The following is a 20,552-nucleotide window of genomic DNA, read 5'->3' as shown; positions in this document are numbered from 1 at the left end:
GCTCTTCGTGTGACACGGTTTTTAAAAATATCTTTTTAATGTATACCATCATAAAAATTACGGTAGATACAGATCACATTGTCAGATGTAATTGTATATTTTATGTATTTTCATATGCTAATCTACGTCTCTTACACTGGAGGAAAACATTTGCTCTAACTAGATGAGTCACCTGGAAGTATAACAAAAAGACAGGGCAATCATGGTGGTATCTGACCATAATTGACCTGTCCATTTAATATAACAAATCACGTAGAACTCCTTTTTACTGTACCAGCTTCAAGATCTACTGACAGTTCACCTGAGTTAACCATATCCAAGTGCCACCACCATTCCATAAGTGGTGCATTTCTTTTATCTCTTCCCGCGAAGACACTTAGCTTTTCAGAATCAATACTTAAGATAGATAATATTTTTTTATCAACTTGCTTTAAATTTTCAACTTGTTTAGGTGAAATAAGATGAAGATTCATATGGATATCGCTTCGTATCATAAATAAATTTTTAAGCAAGTCAGTATACTGTATTTCTTTTCCATCCCATCCTTCATCATCTTCATAACATTCAATAATCCAAGAAAACTCTTGAATTAAATCATTTATCATTTTCTCAAGTAATATATGATTTATCATTCTAAAATCATAAAATTTGCTACTATTTTCAAATCTCAGATTTTCAATTTGTTCGTTAATAAATATCCCGCTTTGACCGTGATATAGCAAAACATTTTTGTTCTTATTTAAATTTTGATAGAGAAATTTACAAAACGATGTAGCAAGAAAAATTGCATTCATATCTTTACTCGGTTGTATAAAGATAGCCGATTTCATTTTCCAATTCTTTATTTCCTCAGATGAAGATTGGATAATATCTGTTAAAATTTCTTTCGATTCCACATCATTTTCAATCAAACGATGTCTAACCCAAAAACAAGCATCTGACTTTTCAACAACCCATTCAGTTAGTTGTTTGTTTCCACCATAACTCTTTATAATAGAATCAAGTATTTCTCCATCAAATTCTTCCTCCATAAATAGAACCATATTTATAATAGACATTAGTATCCTCCTGCTAAAACTTTTATCAATTCTTCTGGAGTTGTAATAATCTTAACATCTAAAGTTAAGATATTTGAAGCTTTTACCGGATCAATCCCATTAGGAGCATACAGTACCACTTTTTTCTTTTCTGGATTTATAAATGGCTGCTTTGGATCTCCTTCGAAATATTTATCAAAATCAGAAATGCTTTTTGATTTTCCTCCAACGCTATTGTAACATTCAATAATATGATCTGGCGTTGCAAGATCTATTTCTCCTATACGTCCCCCCATCTCTTTTACATTAATTTCTTTCCCTGCATCCGATATTTTTATATTATTTTCTAATATTAATTTGGCCGTATTTGCTTCCAAAGCAAATCCTTCTTTACCTGGTTTCTTTCCTTCCTTCAGATTATTAATTATTTTTTTCAGTGTATTCTCATCTGCAAGCCCCAAATCAATGATATCACCAGCGTTTTTACCAAGAAAATTATATATTCTCTTTTGTTGGCCCTCAGTAAGTGCTATTTTTTCATTAAATACAAAATTTAAACTATCCTTACTCGTCCCCTCTTTTCCACTCCCCTTCTCCGGCTCTTTCTTACCATCCCCTGAACCATTTGATCCATTTGATCCACCCGACCCGCTATGATCCTTCGATTTCAGAGCTTTACCAAACAGAAAATATGACGCTGCCTTTCCTATAACTGCTCCTTTATAGTATCCTGAATCGTCCTCTTCCAGCTGCTTTTTCTGCTCATTAACAAACTCTTCGATGTCGGATCTTGCCGTTCCTGTCCCCCAAGCTGTATCCCAAGCAAATGCGAATCCGCGTCCTACGTCGACAATTTTACCAATCGTCAAATCATAGCCCACATCACCCAATGTACTGAGTGGATTGTTGAAAAAAGAGACTACCGTATCGCTTAAACCTATAACTGTGTCACCAATGGCCTTATCAATCAATCCCGTAAGAAAACTGGGCTCTACAGACGGAATTAGTCTAACTTCCCCCGTTGAACTGTCTACTGATGTGAATGCATTTGCGGTATCCGTTAACTTTCCTTGGAATATATCCAGCAAACCAAGAAAGCTTGGAAATATATACTCTTTAACCTCTCGAAAGTCCCGAAAAAAATTCTCACGAGTCATACCAGACCAATCGGATTGCAGGAAATGCATGGTCTTTTCCAATTCATAGAGTATTCTCCCAAGTTGATGTTTACTTTTTGATATAAGTTCTGCGTTTTTTAACATTTCATCTGGGTGTACCTGAATACGTGTCATATCATCTCACCGCTCATCTAATCATCATTTTCATCATCATTATAATATCTAAATTTTAACAAATTGAATCTGTAAAAAGAATTGAACAGAAGAAGCATTTTTCGCTTTACTGATTCGGTAATTTGGTAACTACTCCAGATAGCCAGACTTGCATATATGCGCATATCACATCCGTCTCTTAGATCCTTAATCATATCGTATCGTTAACCACAGTAAGAACTACGTCATTATCACGATCATGCTTGATATGATCATTTAAGCACTTCCGATTATTCTTTATTTTTAGTTAATCGCCACCGCCATCAGAAGCTCCGCTGTCTGAACTGCTGGAACTGTCGTGATCATGTGAAGGTGTTTGGCCGTTTGCATCTGTTCCGGAGGGCAATCTTCCAAACATATAATTATAGTGATCAAACGGGAACTCCGCCGCAGATCTTACGGACACATCGTGATCGATCCCCAGCACCAGCGCAGTCTTAATGATCTGTTCAAGATTCTCTACCGAATCACCTAGTCGTTCCACGGGAATACCTTTTTTGTACCTTTTGCGCCAGCGGCGAATGGATGCTTCCCAATCTCTGGCGGATGAAGCTACTTCCCTAGTAGGTAGAAGTAGACGAACTAACTTGCCATTCCGAATTACCAGAGATCGCCAGGCTTAAACCGATAATTAGGCTGTCTTTTTCCATAAGATCTTGTGTGGATTGTTCTGCAGCCGATAGGAAAACTGTTTTTTCAACGTTCACTTTTCTCTCATACCGTCCGTGGTGATATCGTCTTTAATTCCATATCACAAAATGTGCAATACATTTTATTTTCAAGTGTTTCGACCGCCGATCCACAATATCCGCATGTTTTCATCATAGATACTCCCTTCCAATCTCTTTTTTCCAACTGATCTTTACTATACTGATTAATTAATTCATCCAACACCATAGACTGCTTAATTACAGCTGGATGCAAGAATAGTCCGTATTTATTCAGTAGAGCATGCATCTGTTTTCGCGCATGTTCTATACGTCGCTCCAAAGTGTCCATAACATACATCTCCTTTGTAATATTCTAGGAGTATATGACAGATATAGACACTTCTTTATAATGGCATGAAAGTCTTTGCTTTCCTCTGGTTTAGATCTCTACGTCCAGCCGCAAGCATCCTCGATTACCTGCAGAAGGTACATCAGATCCACTGATTTAAAACATCCTTTAATCGAGACTTGGTCATAACCAAATCCAGGTTTCAACCAGAAACGAAAAAGGAAGCTCCCTCTAATAGAAGGAACTCCCTTTTAATCATAGCAAGATACTAACCTCCCCAACCGTGACTGAGTAAGGCTACAGTTTGTGGCGCAGCTGTAACAATAGCAACACTACAGAGAACCAAGAAGTATGACATCTTTTTTCGCATTAGATTGGTGCACCTCACTTGATAGTTTTTTGAATTCCTCTCGTGCTTCGAGATCAGCAAAATCCCTGTACTTCTCAAACAACGTCAAACAAGTGATGATATTGGTTTCACTATTCATTGTAAGCGATAACTTCAAAGATTGGAGAATAAGATGTATTGCAGTATTTGCATCCTTACTTGTGTTCAACCGATACACTGCAAGATCGCTGAGAAACTGGATATAACTCTCTTTTAAAATACGTACCTCGTAGTCAACTAATTCCGTTATATCTGATTGAAGTGGAATATATTCTTTAAAGCGTTCCAGGATACGATCAATATTCAGATCATATGTATTGGCCGCTTGGACCATTCGACTTACCGCAATAAATATTTCATTCTCATAGGACGCTATGTAATCCGCATACTCATTCAACACATCCACGTCACCGGACATTAAACGATAGAGATAGGTATTGGCTACCGCCCATTCAGAGAATTGAGTGATGATCTGAATGGCTTCTTCGTCTTTCTCCCGAATCCATGTGCCTCCACTAGAATACAAGGAGACAAATTGTAATGCTCTTTCGTAATCACGACATTCTTCACTGGCTTTAGCACGCCCCAAATATGCATAAAGAATGTAGTAATAAAGCGGTCGTTTTGTCCGTGTTTGTTCATCCGTTGGTCGCTCAGATCGGCTTTGTAACTCATATTGAATGGTTGCGAGCCGGTGCATTTCTTCAGCTAACGCATCCACTTTAGCCCACTCATGTACTGTACCGTATACGTGCATGAGTTGCTGTAGCGCCTCGATCTGAACCGCTTCATCCAGTCGATTCAAATATAGCTCAAATTGTGTGGCTGCCCGCAGATTCGATTGAAGATTTTCGCCTAAATCAATCAAAAATAAACGGTACTGACACATAGCCAACCGTTCAGAGTGCTGCATTTTCTCCGATTCACTCACACAGATGTATAAAATTCTAGCTGCTGCATACTTATTCTCTTCGTACAATTCTTCTGCAATCTCAAAGAGTACTGCAATGTACGAAAGATCATCTAACAGCCGATTAACCGTTTTTTGAATACAATCTAAACGATTCAATTCAGCACAGCGCATAATAAACGGCCGGATACGCCGAATAGAGACAATAGAAAAGCATTCTTCTAAGTAATCATCAAAAAAGTAGTCTTCAGGTAATCCCATCGCCGCCGTGATAGCGACCAACTGACTCATTGAAATAGGCTTATTCCCTTGTAATATCCGACTAAGTGTGCCTGAGTTAATTCCTGCGATATCCGCAAATTGCGAATGTAAGATATTATGTTGCTTCATATACTCTATTAGTGTAGATCGTATAGAGTTTCCAGAATCCAATACACACACCCCCAGGAAAAAACCACAAATTATCATTACACACCTATATATTACTAATATTATGCAAAAATCAACCATTGGTCAACTACTAAAGGAAGTAAATGGATAGAAGAGGTGAATTTTATTAAGTTTCGACTTTTCAATTGGGGAGAGGTCGCCGAGTTTGATTTGGAAATGTTCCTTGTTTTATAACAAAATAAACTTGGCGGTCCTCCGATTTTATCATTTTTATCCTCCATTCATTCTTACTTTTTCTACTACTTCTTCTTTTTTCTGAAGAAATCGAACTTGATCACGAAATCAAAAAGAGCCGTAATTACAACAACTCCAAGTGGAAACAATGAATATACCCATAGCGGATTATTTGGAGCTTCACCAGGGGGTGCATCAGTTAAAAAAACATAAAGAACAACACAATAGACTATGGCCACTACAATACCTGTTAAGTTTCTATTTTTCATAGCTTTCATCCACCTCTTGTTCACATATATTCGTTTGAAATCCATCTTGTTACGTACTGTAGAGATAAACAGCATAAGCAAACATATTTACCTATCGAAATCGCCTCATATGTAAAACGCGCCTGGTAGAGGCTGTGTTACGTTTTTTGAATGGTTTCCTAGTAATACGAAAGATTATCTATTTTTATGAAAAATGCTCTAACTCCGTAACCTTAATCCGAAACCTTGCGTTTAATTCAACAGCACTTCATGCTCCTCAATACCGTTAAAAAGAGGCGATCCCATGTATCTTAATGAAAAAACTAATCATGTAACAACAGAGCATTCCTCCCATAACAATTCACAGCTCAAGCCAGGAAGCAGAACAAAAGACGAATCCCTTCATCGCTTGACCAAAATCGTCGTATCTACTGGCATCGTATCAAGCCTGTTGATGGCTAACCTATTTTCGGTGACTACTACGTATGCAGCCTATGAGGGGGGAACTTCCACAAGGAACTTGGCAGATCGTGCGACCTTGGTATCTTCAGCAGCCACTATCTCCGATTCCACTACAGCTACCAATACGACTGAGAAACTCCACTACACAGAAGTAAAAGGCGGATACTATTATACGGTGGCGCTAAGAAATGACGGATCAGTGTGGGCCTGGGGGCGTAATCTGCTAGGAGAACTTGGGCTCAGCGATACGGTAAGATACCGCCATACCTTCAGCCCTGTGCGTATACCGCAGCTATCCAATATCACTGCTATCTCTACCGTAGGCGGAGGTTATAGTGTAGCGGTCCAAGCAGATGGCACAGCCTGGCAATGGGGAGCGGGCAGAACACCCAGCAAGATTCATGGGATCAACGATGCTGTTGATTTTACTGTGGGACCTTTTACAACCTTGGTCCGCTCTCGAAACGGAACGGTTCATTCCTGGAAGAATCCACCCCAGAAGCTCCCAGATCGTTCAAGTACAGAAGCTGAACCAAAGCCTGTTTTGCATCAGATCGCTGGCTTGAATGACGTTATTCAAACGGCTCTTGTTGTAGGGCTGGACGGGTATGCTTTGAAGAAAGACGGTACAGTATGGACGTGGAAGGAAGCAAGCGAAACTAACAGCAAACCTACTAATGCCAAGATGATTACAGGTCTGAACAACATTTCCTTCATTACGGATCACAGCGGAGATTTACTACTCCTTGATTCCAAAGGCAGGGTTTGGAAACGGAATGCACAAGGTAAACGAACTGCCTATCATCACGAACTCAAAGTAAAAAAATTAGATGCCAACTCCAATTATGTATTGTTGGTAACTACGTCAGGAGAAGTATACAGCTATGGGAGAACCGCAACGGGCAAACAAGGCAAAGTAACCTCATTATCCAATATCGCTGAGGTATCTGCGGGTCATTACCACAGTCTCGCACTTTCCGCTGATGGAATCGTCTGGGGATGGGGAGGAGACAAATATGAGGAAGCCGGTGCGCCTGCTACGTCTGCCGGGGGTATGGTTTATACACCAGTTCAGGCCAAACTCGGAACAGATATTTATGTAAAAGGTAAGCTACTCCAGTCAACCTATCCAGCGGTGGACACATCCGAAACGATCCAACTCCCTATCAAAGATGTAGCTCTAGCTCTTGGAGCACAATTTGAAGTGCATGTAGAGGAAGGACTAATAACTCACTACACGTTAAAATATAACGATCGGATCATTACCATCAAACCAAATGAATCCCAATACACGGTCATGAGCAAGAATACAGTTGATCCGCAGGAAGGACAGCTTGTACCGCTACCTGCACCAATTAGCAACTATTCCGGGGCTACTACAGTACCATATGAAATGCTGCAAGGGCTTGGATTACAAGTGACCTGGGAACGCAATACTGCCAGAGTGACGATTGATGAATGAAACGAAAAAACTCCTCAAATCAATGGCTGTGCAGAATCAACATCCGTGATTTGAGGAGGATTTATCTTTTACACGATGATATACATTTCTTACATGTTTATTTCTCGAACCGGAACCAGCCAAAATCAAACTGACTGCCTGGCAGGAAAATAAAGGTTACCTTCTGCTCTCCGCTCACCCGCTCCAGTTCAAATGAACGTTCCTCGTACCCTTTCGACTGGGTGAACTCTACTAATTGATTATGCTGGCCGTCTGCACCAGAGAAGCGGATATGAATCGTGTTTTTGTCAATGGGAGAAGCACCATAGATCACCAGCTTCGACGCACCTTCACTTGTAAAATCCATCTGCTCGAACTCCAGTGATACGTTATTGCCGATGCCCTCCACACGATCTTCCCTCACCGTGAACGAATCCCCATACAGATGATCGCAGGATGCTGCTGCATTTAGTTCAAAGGCCCGGCTCTGACATTCAAACGAAAATCCTTTAATATGAATCTTCTGTTTCAGAACAAAACAGATCGAGGTGATGCCCTTCAGACGTTTGGATAAACGATACGTCTCCTCCTGATATACATTCCATATCGATTCCTTGTCATATACGACATCCGCAATCATCGTACTGCCTTCCTCATCCGGCATACCTTCCCAGATTTGAATGAAATAATCTTCACTCGACAAAGCAAAGATGGGAATCGTGATCGTATCCGAACCGTACGGTCCGAAGTCGATGTTACGAAAACCTACATGAGTCTCGCCGTCCCGGCTTGTGGCTACCCCTCGTTCATTGCCGTTACCAACGTCACCTTTGGCGTAATCGTACAGCCCCCCTGTAATAAAGCCATACGGATCTTTGTAGGCTGTACCCAGTCCTTGGGCTCTGAATTCGAGCTGGGAGATCAGCTTCGTTTTGTCCGTACCATTACGACTGGTTGCGCGAAGGCGGAACGCCCCGTCACCCATGGCAGATACTTTTACCATATGCTGATGATCATTCATGCTTCGTGTACTTCCCCCGTCTACCGCTCCTTCACTTAATACGTCCACTTTGGCAATATTGGATACAATGCCTGCATCATTCACTGCGGACCATTCCAGATCCCGATAGGAGGTGTTCTCTGGATACAACTTAGCGGTGACAACCAGTTCGGGGTTGGACGGATCGAGCAGCTGCCCTGATTCACTAATGATCTCGATTTTTCGCAAAGGGATCTCGTTAGCACTGCCCGTTAACACCGGACGCTCTTCATTTTTCATAAAAACATGCTCTTGCACACGAACTCCTTCTACTTCTGCCTTCTCATTCGCAGCTACAGCTTCAATAGCAAGTGCTGCACCTTGCAGTCCTTCAGAAGAAACCTCAATCCGAACCTCTCCCGACACATTCGTTGATCCTATAATTGCCATTAGCTTACCGCTGAATAGCCTTCTGCTTACCCCTTTGTATGGGTCATAGTCCGTGCTGTCCCCGTTATCCAGACCGAGCAAACGTCCCGCACCGGACACCTTCACCTGCACGCGATTATTGGCATTGTGAACCGGATTCCCCGCTTCATCCTCTACCGTAATTTCTGCAAAAATGAGATCTGTCCCGTCAGCCCGCAACTGCTGCCGATCGGACTGTAACCGAAGCTTGCTCGCATCGCCAAATGAACGCTGTACATCCGTGGCAATTACATTACCGTGTTCATCATAAGCGATCGCTTTCAGCTCACCCGCTTCATACGGCACTTTCCACCAGCCAGACAGTTGTGTACCCTTAGCATGGTCGATATCATACGTTCCAATCGTCTTGCCATTAAGTTGCAACTCAATTCTGGGTGCATTGCTGCATACACGTACATCAATGATCTGACCTGGGCTGAAATCCCAGTAAGGAAACAGATGTACCATTGGTTTTTTCTTATAATCCGTCCATGCAGCCTGGTAGATATAATAGGAGTCTTTCGGAAACGTAGCCGTGTCTAACTGACCGAAATACGAATTTTTCGTATGATACGGTGTAGGTTCTCCGATATAATCGAATCCGGTCCAGAGGAATTGTCCCAAGGAATATGGATGATCCCGTTCAGCCAGAATGCAATATTCCGGCGATTTGGCCCCCCAACTCGTTGTGCTGTTCCCCAGCGCGGAGCACTGCTCATCATCGTCATCGAGAACGGGTTGTTCATACGGAAAGTGATAGATGCCCCGGCTCTGCACGACCGAAGAAGTCTCACTGCCATAGATGATCCAGTCGGGATGCTCCGCATGATGCTGGTCATAATATTTTTCCGCGTAATTATAGCCGGCCAGCTTCACGATATCTGCGCATTTCTGCGCATTTTCCCAAGGCATGTAGTTGGAGCCGATCGTCACGCGTGCATTTCCTTTTGGATCAAATTCCTGCACATACTCCATCAGCATCCGCGTTACTTCCTGCCCGCGTTCATCTGCATGGGTATCGTAGATCTCGTTCCCAATGCTCCACATCACCAGGCTGACGTGATTACGGTCACGTCTCACCCAGCTTCGTACATCCCTGTACGACCACTCGGGGAAAAACCTGGCATAGTCATACGGCGTCTTCGCCCGTTCCCACATATCAAAGGCTTCCGATACCACCAGCATTCCCATCTCATCGGCAAGCTCCATGAACTCTTTCGCTGGCATGTTATGTGCTGTCCGAATGGCGTTAACTCCCATCTCTTTCAGTAGAACAAATCTTCTTCTCAGTGCCGTCTCGTTAAAAGCAGCGCCTAACGCCCCGAGATCATGGTGCTCACAGACACCGTTCATTTTCATGTTGACCCCGTTCAGATAAAAGCCTTCGCTGGCATCCATTCGCACATGTTTGAATCCGATACGCTGTTGTACAGATTCGATGACCTCTTCAGCTTGATCCTCCGAGATCAGGCGGAGTTCGGTTACGAGATCATATAAATTCGGTGTATCCGGGCTCCACAGGTCGGGACTCTGTATTAGGAGCTGCTGACTGTTTATCAGAGCCTCTACATCATTACCTTTTTCTAAACCTGTGTCAGCATCGTTCTCTTCCATTCCCTCTTCAGTGATGTTCGCCAAAACCTCTGCCTGAGATGAAGCCACAACTTGACCCTGGTATAGAATCGTATGCACGAGTTCTGCACGCTGATCCTGCGCCAAGCGCAGCTCTGTATCCACTTCCACCTGCCATGCATCCGGATGCTGCTGAATAGCCACGTAGATTCCATCGGTAATGATGTGGTTGCGACATCTCGTTTTGAGCCACACATTACGATAGATTCCCGCCCCGGAATACCACCGACTGTTCGGACTTTGATGCACAACCTTAACCAGAATTTCGTTATCGCCTTCCACTAGAGCACTTTTAATCTCATGTTCAAACGCAGAATATCCATATTTCCATTCACCAACGAGCTGCCCATTCACATATACGGACGAATCCATATAGACCCCGTCAAAGCACAACAGCACCTGCTGCTCGTCCCTCACATATTGAAACGTCTTGCGGTACCACCCAATGCTGTCCTCATATAGATCAAGCGTATTGTAAATCAACCAATCATGGGGAAGTTCAACGGGTTCAAAGCTCAGATCTCCTGGCTCTGTAACACCTAGTCCGCTTTTGGCAAAGTGCCAGCCTTCATTAAATTGTCTTTTCTCATTCATGCCGTTTCTCACTCTCTTCTGGATGAAATAATTGAGCATATCAGTCCTTCGACCACCATTTATCGAAAACCTTTTCGATAACAAAGATTAAAATCATAGCATAACATCAATCATGCACTGATTATACCATTCAACTCCCCTTTGTAACGTATTTTACTCGAATTTATTACACAAAAAAAGTTAACGTTTTCATGAATACAGAACCAATATAAGGAAGCCAACAACAAAAAGGCAACCCAACACGGGTTACCTTCTCTTCAAGTACAGCTTTCAGGGTACAACTGCTCTATCTTTTGTAAAAAGGGTTCCACCCTTGGCCTTTGCCCGATGGCATCGCGCCAGGCACACCATCCGCCTCAAGCAGCGGACGGACAACTAACTTCACAGGCCACGCCTCGCTCTCGAAGATGACGCGCTCCAGCGTGGCCCGATCCGTCTCGGGAAGCTGCACCTGGTGCAGCGCTTCCCGCCAAGCCTGCTCCGTGATCTCCCAGAACTTCGTTTCCGGGATGTCGTACACTTCGCTCATCGCCTCCATGATCGCAGCCAGATTCACCTGCGTCCCTAGAGATTGCACATAGAAGATCAGCTTCTGAATAGTCTCATTATATAGACTGTTCGCATACCCCGGACGGATGTGATACCCCGGATCGGCAATTCCATGCTGATCCAGATACGGCTGATGCAGACGCACAGAGTCATGATCCCGGAACAATAGTCCCTTCACCTGATGATGCTCTAACACCAGACAGCAGTTCTGACCATGAATCTCCGGCACCACACCCACTTTGAACAGACGCATAACGATATCATAAAAAGTAGAAGCTATAGCCCCGTAAAAGTCCAACACTTCGACTGCACTTAGATCCCTGCCCACAATCTCGCTTAACAAATGATGCCCGTCCAAATTGACGCCGAGTGCGGCCATCGGAACAATGCGGTAGGCATCGTCCAGCAGTTCCGCGGGATAGACACGAATCTGCGCCGCCAGATGCCGCGGGTGATCATCGAACAGTCCCATAGACTCTGGCATGTATCCCCACCAGTTTTGTTCCTCACACATATACACTCGGTCTTTCAAAGTCTCGTCACAAGCCACAGCCTGCCTTAACATCTTCTCGCCCACCAGTCCATTCAGCAGCTTAACAACGGGAAGGTATCGCGCAGCACCGAGCGACAGTACACTAACCGGCAGCTTGAGCATGAGCGCAGACTCGGCGGTTTGAGCCATCGACCGCAGAGATGACGTGGCCCATACGTCCCCAATCTGAACATCCAGCACCACAATGCTGCCCTCCACGATCTCTTTCGTAAAACGCGGCAGAATGATGTGCTCCAGCTGCCACGGATGCACCGGCATGGGCAAATACTCGTCCATCGACAGGCCTCTGCGATCACATTCGGCCTGAATCTCTTCACGCTGAGCATCATACAGCATATCCAGAATAGACAGGCCATCTTCACATCCCTGCTGCACAGCATTTCGCTGGATTGCCACCCAGCGCAGCCGGATGGCTTGTCCGAATTCAGCTGCATATTCCTTGACGTCTTCCGCACTGAACCCAACCTTTGCTTTGGAGGTTGGATGGAACGGGCGATCCCGGAGTGCAGCAATGCGCTCACTTTTCACAAACCATTCATATGAGGACTTGGGATTGTAGGCAGACAGCGCCTGAATCTGCTCCCAGCCGAGTGTATAATGCTCTACAGCCAGCTCCAAACTTGCGAGAAAATCTGCCACACCAGGCTGTGCATAGGCTTCCGCAGATAATGCCTGCTGCAACACCGCACGAGCCACTTCCGCTGGAGTATCCAGCACCGTCCAGCTCCCATCCGAATGCTGTTGGTAGATCGGTGATCCTTGAACCCACTGAATGCCCTGCCTCACTCGGTTTTCGACCAGACACAATACACCCTCGGTGTGCACACCCAAACAGAAATCCAGCGCAGCCGTAGATTTATCCTCACTAACGTTATTCTCATTCTCATTGGAGCTATCCTCCGTAGAGTTACACTTGTTGGAGCGATCCTCATTAGATTTATCTACACTGGAGCTATACCGACTGAGTTTATCATCACTGGGCTTATCCTCTCTGGAACAATGCTCATTGTAGCTATGCGCCATATTGTTCTGCACATCAGCAACTTGATCATGTGTAAGATGGGACGTACCATGCTTCTCACGACTCTTTTCCCTATCTGCTTCATTTCCCTTGTAGTACTGCCTGAACTCTACAGGTGCAGCAGCCAAGTCAACAAACGCCTGACCTTGCAGTGGAAGCAACTGCTCTGCGAGCAGGCTATTCATCAGATCGGACATCACCTGTTGTTCAGCGATGTGCCGACTGGAACGTTGCATTAGCGTTGACATGCTCATCATCCTCCGTCAAATAGTGGAATGCCGGATGCGGGTGTCCTAGAAAATCATGATGCGAGATCGTCCAGGCGTACGCACCGGATTTTTCAAACACAATCAAATCGCCTACGCTTAGCTGCTCTATCTCTGCATCCGAATGCATGCGATCCTTCGGCGTACATAATTCACCCACGATATGGGCTCGCTCTCCTCGTAGCTCCGGTCTTATGAACTCATGCTTCCATCGATCCGTATTTACAATCTGAAAAGGATGATTATGTCCCCACGACGCAGGCAAGCGATGATGATGTGTACCTCCCCGTATAATGACAAACATCTGCCCATGCGAGCGTTTGATATCTATCACTTCGGCTGCATAATACCCGTGATCTGCGACTAGCAAACGACCGGATTCGAAAAACAACTCTCCACCACGCCCAGCAAAACGCTGCCCAGCTTCACTCTGCTGCAAAAGCGCAGTAAACAAAGACCAGTCGAATCCCGGACTGCCGTCATACGTCACCCCGAAGCCTCCGCCTGCATTGACCACCTTCACCTGCAAGTGATATTGCTGCTGCCAGTGCTCTACCTTCTGCAAATATAGCTCGATCATCTCCGCATGAAGCCTTGCATCCATGTTGTTGGACAGAGAATGAAAATGAAATCCGCACAACTGAACCTTACCCGCGCCTTCCACACGAATCAGTTCAATGGCATCTTCCACCTCCTCTTCATCGATACCAAACGGACTGGGGCCGCCACCCATCACAATCTTGGTCTGTGGCAAGGTGTTACTTCGCAGGTTGATGCGGAGAAGCACACGCACCTCAGACTTCTGTTCTTCTCCCGATCGCCCTCGCCCCTGCTCCTCTCGTTCGTTTACAATCGCAATAATCCGGCGCAGCTCCAGCAGACTCTCGGCATGGATATAACTCACGTTGTGCTTGATCGCCAGTCTCAGTTCACTTTCCTTCTTGCCCGGGCCGCCAAACAGGATCGGAACTTCACGGCTCACCGCTCGGACCTTTAGCAGCTCGCCAATCGATGCCACCTCAAACCCCTTCACCAATGGAAGCAGCGTTTCAATAATGTGTGGATCGGGATTGGCTTTGATGGCATAGAACAAGTGCGTATGCACTGGCATCGTGTGCAGCATGCCTCGCACCTGCTCCTGAATACCGCGCAGATCGTAGATGTACGCGCAGATCGGCTCATGTGATTCGTGCTGAATCGCATCTAATGCTTTTTGTACACGGGTTCTCATATCACTCCACCTGCATTTCCATAGTCATTCCTTTTTTGAGCGTAGGCCCTGAATGCCGTATTCCGGTCATCCCCAAGCACATAGATCCGCACACCGCGTTCACGCCATACGGCCATATCTTCGATTCCTCTTGTGACGGTCGCATAAGGTACCCCCGCTTGCTGCGCGTTCTCATGCAATACGTCCAGTGCCTCCCTCACATCCGGGTGATTCGTCTGCCAAGGTACACCAAGTGATTGGGACAGGTCTGCTGCACCTTCCAGCACAAAGCTCACCTGCGGATGAGATAGAATCTCCGGACTCTGCCGTACACCCTTCACACTTTCGATCATCGGCACAACCATGACCTGCGAGTTGGCTTCTGCAATGTAATCCGTTAGCGGGAATTTACCGAATACCCCCGGACGTCCGCTGTTCAAACTGCGCATCCCCAATGGATGATAATACGCATGATGTACAGCTTCCTTCACTTGGGCGAGTGTCTCCACATGGGGGATCACGATGCCCTGTGCACCGCAGTCCAGCACCTTCAGAATCTCTGTCCGCTCCACCTTTGCAATCCGTACAAGAGGTGTGAGTCCAGCCCCTTCGGCTGTCCGAATCAACTCTTCCACCGTTCCCATCGACGTTGACGTATGCTCCAGATCAATGATGACAAAATCATAATTCGCATGACCAATCATTTCGATAATGATCGGATGCGGGATGGATACAAAAAGGCCAAATACCTGCTGTTTGCGGGCAATCTTTTCCTTCAGCGTATTTATCCTCATCGGCCTGCTGCCTTCTCTTCAAGCATATCCTTCGCCAACCGGAGTGGATTGCTAGTTTTGCGGAAATACAACTCACCATCGCCATACAGACGGCGCTTTGTCATTTCTTCAATCAGAGCATCCTCTGTCAGAAGATCAAACATCTCAAACCGCTCGGCATACTCGGGATGTTGCCGCTGGTAATCCAGGATCACACGGGCGCACAGCTGCCAGAAGGTTTCTTCAGGCAGACCGTAGGTTTCCAGCATAAGTGCAATATCTGTCATGCAGATAAAAAAGAATGCATCATACGTATAGTCGCGCACCTCTGACACATCCTCAGCATAGATGAACGAATATCGGTTGAATTGGCGGTGAGTTTCCGGTTCAGGATGCAGCTTCGGTGCACGTTCCGGATGCAATAGCTGATCTGGAACATAACGAACGCCATCATGCAGATCCTTCAGGATGATCCGTTTGGGAAGATCGTTTTCCAGTACCAAAATGATATTCTGGGCGTGGCATTCAAACGCAATCCCGTGTGCATACAAAAGATGAATAACAGGCAATGTGAGTGTATGGACCAGCGCCTCTGCCCAAGGATGAACACCATGCCGCTCGATGGCCTCTTGTATAAAAGGAACCCCGTTCCGCTGCACCAGCATAAGTGTATTCAGCGGCCAAGCGGTTTCATCTGCTTGCAGATGAACGGATACATTTTCCCGCCAGATCGCACCTAAGGTGCCGTAAGCACGGCCGTATTGAGTGACAGGTAATTGTTCGTAACGAAACGAGAGACCCATGACTTCTTTTAAAATAGCAAACTGCTCCTGCTGCAACAGCTCATCCTCATGCACCAGTTGTTCCAGCCAGTCGCTGATTAGGGGGGCGTTTTGCGTCGTATGCTGGGCGAGAATGCGTGTGCTGGATGTGTTGGTGATGCTCAAAGCCAGCTTAATATAAGGTGCCACCGGATTTTCCCGATTGGAGAGGGAACGAATGGACTGCTGGGCCCGGTAGGCTGAGGCCGAAGCACCCAAATATATGATGTCTCCATCCATCAGCTGTTTGGCAAATATGGACTCCACTGCGTGCTCCCACTGCCACGGATGAAGCGGGATCAGCACATACGAATCCATATCTAAGGAAGCTGTTCTGGCTGAGATCACCTGACGGAACTGCTGCATATCCTCCTCGGTCAGATGCTGTTCCAACAGTGCTGACAGGTCATAACCATCCGATACAGCCGTTTGAGCCCGTTCTTTTCTCACCGCAACCCAGATCAGTGAAACGTCTGCATTGAACTCCGGACCATAGGCGAGATTGTCTTTCAGCGAGAACCCGAGTCTGGACTTATAGCTTGGATGATATAGATGACCGTCGGTCATGTGACTTTCCAGCGCATCGTAGTGCCGATCCTCTACCGGAATGCTAAGAGGCAGCATAGCCCGGCATTGACTGTCTTTTGCCATCGTTTCTTGCAGCTCCTGCACAAACGCCGTCAGTTTTGCCCCCTTCAAGCGGTTCAGCACCATCTCTTCCAAGAAAACATCCAGATCCGTACAGGCAATTCCTTCGCGCTTAATGGACCCCCTCTTCACCTTCACTCTGCCAAACGAAAACTTCTGCTCCGCTTCACACGTATACACTACAGATTCACCGGACACAGTCATACCGCTGGTAGACCACTCACTCCCGTTGACCTGACGATCCAGAATATCTTCGAACCACATCGCTTCCAGCGCCTGCCGTATGATCCGTTCCTGAACTTCCACGTATACGGGGACTGTATCGTCGTTCATCTTTTTATCGCCTGCCTCAGTTCTGATTCCCACGAATGCCACGTACTTCACTCCCTAAACGTTTCATGACGTTACCTACCGGCACATAAGCCGGGGTCTGACTAATGCCCGTGAGACAACTCACTAGATTTTGTTTCGCCAGAAAAGCGTCTGCGGTCAGCAAATGCTCTACATAAGCGTTACCTGTTCGTGCCAGTTCTTCTTCAAGCACCTCACGCACCTGCATCCAGTAATGTTCCTCCGGCACATTCATATCCCGGGCCAATACATGAATTAACGATCCCAGATGATTCACGATAAAATAGTACGAGGTCCGCGCCCACGCTTTCTCGCGCGGGTAAAACAACAACTCGGACGCTTCTAGTTTTGAAGCTTCCATCCATTCATGCCTTTGCCCCTGAGTGCGGCCTCGATGATGCTGCTCAGACACTTGCTCGTACGCCTGTACCACTTGATTCTCTCCTGCCTGTGAACTCCGAGCCATGCTCTGCTCCTTAAGCAAACCAAATCCACTGGCCAATTGCTCGTCCACACTGACCCCTTCCAGATCACGCACGATAAAAGCAACCGGCATGCCCTGCTCCAGCGTCACCAAGGTGTTCTGCAGATGGGCTTCAAAATGAATGCCCTTCTCTCCGGCCGCCCGCACAAGTGGTAGCAGCGAGCAGGCCAGATATTGTGACAGCCACTGCTGGGCCTTGTCACGAATAAAAACATCGCCATGATCTCGTTTACCACTCAGCATCTTCACCAGCCGGGATGGCTCCCCTGGCTGCGACGACTCCACCAGACTGGACAATACATATGTATTCGCAGGATCGAATTCGATCGGTCGAAAGGCGATCGTGAACAGGCTCGTTAGATCTTCATCCTCGAACTTACATGTCGCTACACCTATCTCATACGCGATATGAGTCTGTGACTCAACATCGAAACAACCCTGCTGCCACACATATCGGGAGGCATAAAGCGTTCGCCGCATCTGCTCTGCACTATTGGTGCGAATCATGTTCGTAATCTGCATATTCAGCGACAGCTTGATATTGCAGTCCCATTCTGGAACATACACCGTGCGCACAGAAGACGTGGGGTAGGCGAGTGGCCCCGCACTGCCGAGCAGCAATATCTTTTCTTCACGGATATACGACTGCACTTCATCTAAACGTGAGATGTGTGCATATTGCCATGGATGCATAGGCAACAGCCCATACATGCCTAGCTTTTTTTTGGACACAGGCCAGTCTTCATTTTCCAGCAGCTGAGGTAGATCGATTTTGTCTGAATGCTGCACCCACTCCTCGGCATACACATCCTTCCTTACGGCGATATAGCAGAGTTGGAACGAAGTTCGAAGTTCTGGACTATATTGCTGCACATCCTGGGCAGAGAATCCGCTGGAGCTTTTCGGAAAAGGGTGGAACGGATGCCCGTATAACAAGGACTGTTCGGATGTTATGTAGTCATGTATCCCGGAATCGGACGCATGCTCAAGATACAAGGTCAGGTTGGCAACACTGTTCTCGACCTTTTGAGCAAAGTCACGTACAAGTTCGGCTCCCCAACCTTGATCTCCGCCAATTTCAGATGATATCCATCGCACCAGATCCCGGTAATGGACAGTTTGTCCGTTACAATTCATGCTGAGATATTCATGCTCACCCATTGCTGAGTAATAGGACAACAGCCCCGTCACCCTTACATTGCTGGCTGGAAAGGCAATCGTATACGTCAGCGTATCCGGGTTAAGTTGCACATGATCTGTTTGTTCCGATCCAAGCTCACGGATATAACAGTTCAGCAACAGCTTGCAAGAATGCTCATCGGCCTGTTGCTCCGCCTTGGACCGGAGTTTGTTTTCCATTTTGAACAATGAAGCCAACCTTCTTTCGAATGATAAGTAAGACCAGAGGCAGCGTCAGTAGAATGGCACAGCCAAGACCTATGCAGATCTCCTGAAGAGCTCCCCATTTAGCCAAGTGAACTGCTCTGCCATTTTCAACAAGCCACTGCCAGCGAATATCGTAATACAGTGTCAAGCCCATGACTGCAAACGATGAAGCCAGTCGTTCAATCGTTGTAGACAGCACCGATCCTTCATGCATATCCTCATCAGGTAACGCCTGCAGTCCTATAGCCGAGATGCTCATACCGGACAACCCCACTCCAATTCCCCGGCACGCCATGAGAACCCCGATGATCCAGATGGACACACCCATAGGCAAAAATGCAAATGACAAAATGGATACCGATACCAGCAGCGTTCCCCAAGCAATAAACCGAAGTGACTGCCCCCGATCCAGCAGATTCCCTCCGATCCACATGAACAGGCTGGTGGAGATGGAGAGCGGAATGAACAGGGCACCCGAAAGCGCTGGAGACAACTGAAATACTTCCTGGAATAGCAGTGGCAGCGCAAAAATCACACCAAACATGACACAATCCTGAATCGTGGAGATCAGCACGGTAAGTGGAAAAACCCCTTTCCTCCGCAGCAACGAATAGCGAATGAGCGGCTCATCACGTTCGTTCTCCACCTGAATAAAACGAATCAGCAACACTACACCAAGGGCAATCAATGTCCAAGGTATCCATGGAGCTACTGCAGGACTGGCATACACCTGTACACCCAGACTGAGCGCACCCACTGCACCAACAATTCGGAGTACACTGGATGGATGCCACTTTTTCCTGCGAGCCGGGGTGTAGGTTTGAATCACTCGTCCACAGCCGATCAACGAAAAGACAGCTAAAGGTACATTCAGCCAGAACAGCATCTCCAGCCTTCCATACTCAATGATAAATCCACCAAGCGTCGGCCCCGCCGCTGGAGCAAGCATCAACAGCAAGCCCCACGCCCCTGTAATGCGTCCCCGGACCTCCGGGCCGTAGACATCGAACAGCAACACAAGGGATAAAGGAATCATCAGTCCAGCCGCTACACCATGCATGAACCTTACAAGCAGCAACGCTTCTATATAGGCATGGAACAATGCCCCTATTACCGAGAACACCCCATAAATGCAGATGCCCATCATGTATGTCCGCTTGCGCCCCAACCGGTCTACAATCAGGGAAGCCAGCGGCATCGTTAATGTCATGGCGAGCATATACAGGGCAATGATCCAACCGCCTGCCGTCGTAGAAATATCATAATATTCAATAAAATACGGAAGCAGTAGGTTAAACGCACTGTTCGTAAGCACTAGTGTAAAAGCTCCGAGCAAAATAGCGAATAAAACCGCATGTCGCCGAAGTAATGCCATAC

At 46.3% G+C, this 20,552-nt stretch carries 14 protein-coding genes; 1 reads left to right on the top strand and 13 read right to left on the bottom strand.

Annotated elements, in window-relative coordinates:
- Positions 1–248: 248 nt before the first annotated feature.
- The 6 genes from PQG66_RS22855 to PQG66_RS22830 form a co-directional block, all read right to left on the bottom strand.
- On the bottom strand, positions 249–1,058 hold the full coding sequence (locus PQG66_RS22855) for a hypothetical protein (RefSeq protein ID WP_272040135.1): 810 nt from the start codon (positions 1,056–1,058) through the stop codon (positions 249–251).
- Positions 1,058–2,329, bottom strand: coding sequence for a WXG100 family type VII secretion target (locus PQG66_RS22850; protein WP_272040134.1), 1,272 nt, complete (start codon positions 2,327–2,329; stop codon positions 1,058–1,060). The genes PQG66_RS22855 and PQG66_RS22850 overlap by 1 nt, the downstream gene beginning before the upstream one ends.
- Before the next feature lie 286 nt (positions 2,330–2,615).
- The gene (locus tag PQG66_RS22845) at positions 2,616–2,852 is read right to left on the bottom strand and encodes a hypothetical protein (RefSeq protein WP_272040133.1); all 237 of its coding nucleotides are present in this window, start codon (positions 2,850–2,852) and stop codon (positions 2,616–2,618) included.
- Between the two features lie 230 nt (positions 2,853–3,082).
- Positions 3,083–3,367, bottom strand: coding sequence for an aspartyl-phosphate phosphatase Spo0E family protein (locus PQG66_RS22840; RefSeq protein WP_272040132.1), 285 nt, complete (start codon positions 3,365–3,367; stop codon positions 3,083–3,085).
- A gap of 332 nt (positions 3,368–3,699) precedes the next feature.
- Positions 3,700–5,055, bottom strand: a complete 1,356-nt coding sequence (locus tag PQG66_RS22835; RefSeq protein WP_272040131.1) for a helix-turn-helix domain-containing protein — start codon at positions 5,053–5,055, stop codon at positions 3,700–3,702.
- A gap of 299 nt (positions 5,056–5,354) precedes the next feature.
- A complete protein-coding gene (locus PQG66_RS22830) occupies positions 5,355–5,558 on the bottom strand; it encodes a hypothetical protein (protein WP_272040130.1) in 204 nt (67 codons plus the stop codon).
- 283 nt (positions 5,559–5,841) lie between these two features.
- Between PQG66_RS22830 and PQG66_RS22825 the strand changes: the two genes are divergently transcribed.
- Positions 5,842–7,461, top strand: a complete 1,620-nt coding sequence (locus PQG66_RS22825; RefSeq protein WP_272040129.1) for a stalk domain-containing protein — start codon at positions 5,842–5,844, stop codon at positions 7,459–7,461.
- A gap of 97 nt (positions 7,462–7,558) precedes the next feature.
- On the opposite strand, the gene PQG66_RS22820 is transcribed toward PQG66_RS22825, so the two are convergent.
- The 7 genes from PQG66_RS22820 to PQG66_RS22790 form a co-directional block, all read right to left on the bottom strand.
- Positions 7,559–11,113, bottom strand: a complete 3,555-nt coding sequence (locus PQG66_RS22820; protein WP_272040128.1) for a glycoside hydrolase family 2 TIM barrel-domain containing protein — start codon at positions 11,111–11,113, stop codon at positions 7,559–7,561.
- Positions 11,114–11,399: 286 nt separating this feature from the next.
- Positions 11,400–13,484, bottom strand: a complete 2,085-nt coding sequence (locus tag PQG66_RS22815; RefSeq protein ID WP_272040127.1) for an IucA/IucC family protein — start codon at positions 13,482–13,484, stop codon at positions 11,400–11,402.
- On the bottom strand, positions 13,444–14,733 hold the full coding sequence (locus tag PQG66_RS22810; protein ID WP_272040126.1) for a type III PLP-dependent enzyme: 1,290 nt from the start codon (positions 14,731–14,733) through the stop codon (positions 13,444–13,446). Before PQG66_RS22810 ends, PQG66_RS22815 begins: the two co-directional genes overlap by 41 nt.
- Positions 14,730–15,506, bottom strand: a complete 777-nt coding sequence (locus PQG66_RS22805) for an HpcH/HpaI aldolase family protein (protein WP_272040125.1) — start codon at positions 15,504–15,506, stop codon at positions 14,730–14,732. Before PQG66_RS22805 ends, PQG66_RS22810 begins: the two co-directional genes overlap by 4 nt.
- Complete coding sequence (locus PQG66_RS22800; protein WP_272040124.1) at positions 15,503–17,329, bottom strand: IucA/IucC family protein; 1,827 nt, start codon at positions 17,327–17,329, stop codon at positions 15,503–15,505. The genes PQG66_RS22805 and PQG66_RS22800 overlap by 4 nt, the downstream gene beginning before the upstream one ends.
- The gene (locus PQG66_RS22795) at positions 17,304–19,148 is read right to left on the bottom strand and encodes an IucA/IucC family protein (RefSeq protein ID WP_272040123.1); all 1,845 of its coding nucleotides are present in this window, start codon (positions 19,146–19,148) and stop codon (positions 17,304–17,306) included. The genes PQG66_RS22800 and PQG66_RS22795 overlap by 26 nt, the downstream gene beginning before the upstream one ends.
- On the bottom strand, positions 19,105–20,550 hold the full coding sequence (locus PQG66_RS22790) for an MFS transporter (protein ID WP_272040122.1): 1,446 nt from the start codon (positions 20,548–20,550) through the stop codon (positions 19,105–19,107). The genes PQG66_RS22795 and PQG66_RS22790 overlap by 44 nt, the downstream gene beginning before the upstream one ends.
- Positions 20,551–20,552 lie beyond the last annotated feature (2 nt).

This window comes from Paenibacillus sp. JJ-100 (genome assembly GCF_948329825.1).
Classification (GTDB): domain Bacteria; phylum Bacillota; class Bacilli; order Paenibacillales; family Paenibacillaceae; genus Paenibacillus.
Note: the sequence above shows the minus strand (reverse complement) of the source record. Positions and strands in the feature narration are given on the sequence as shown.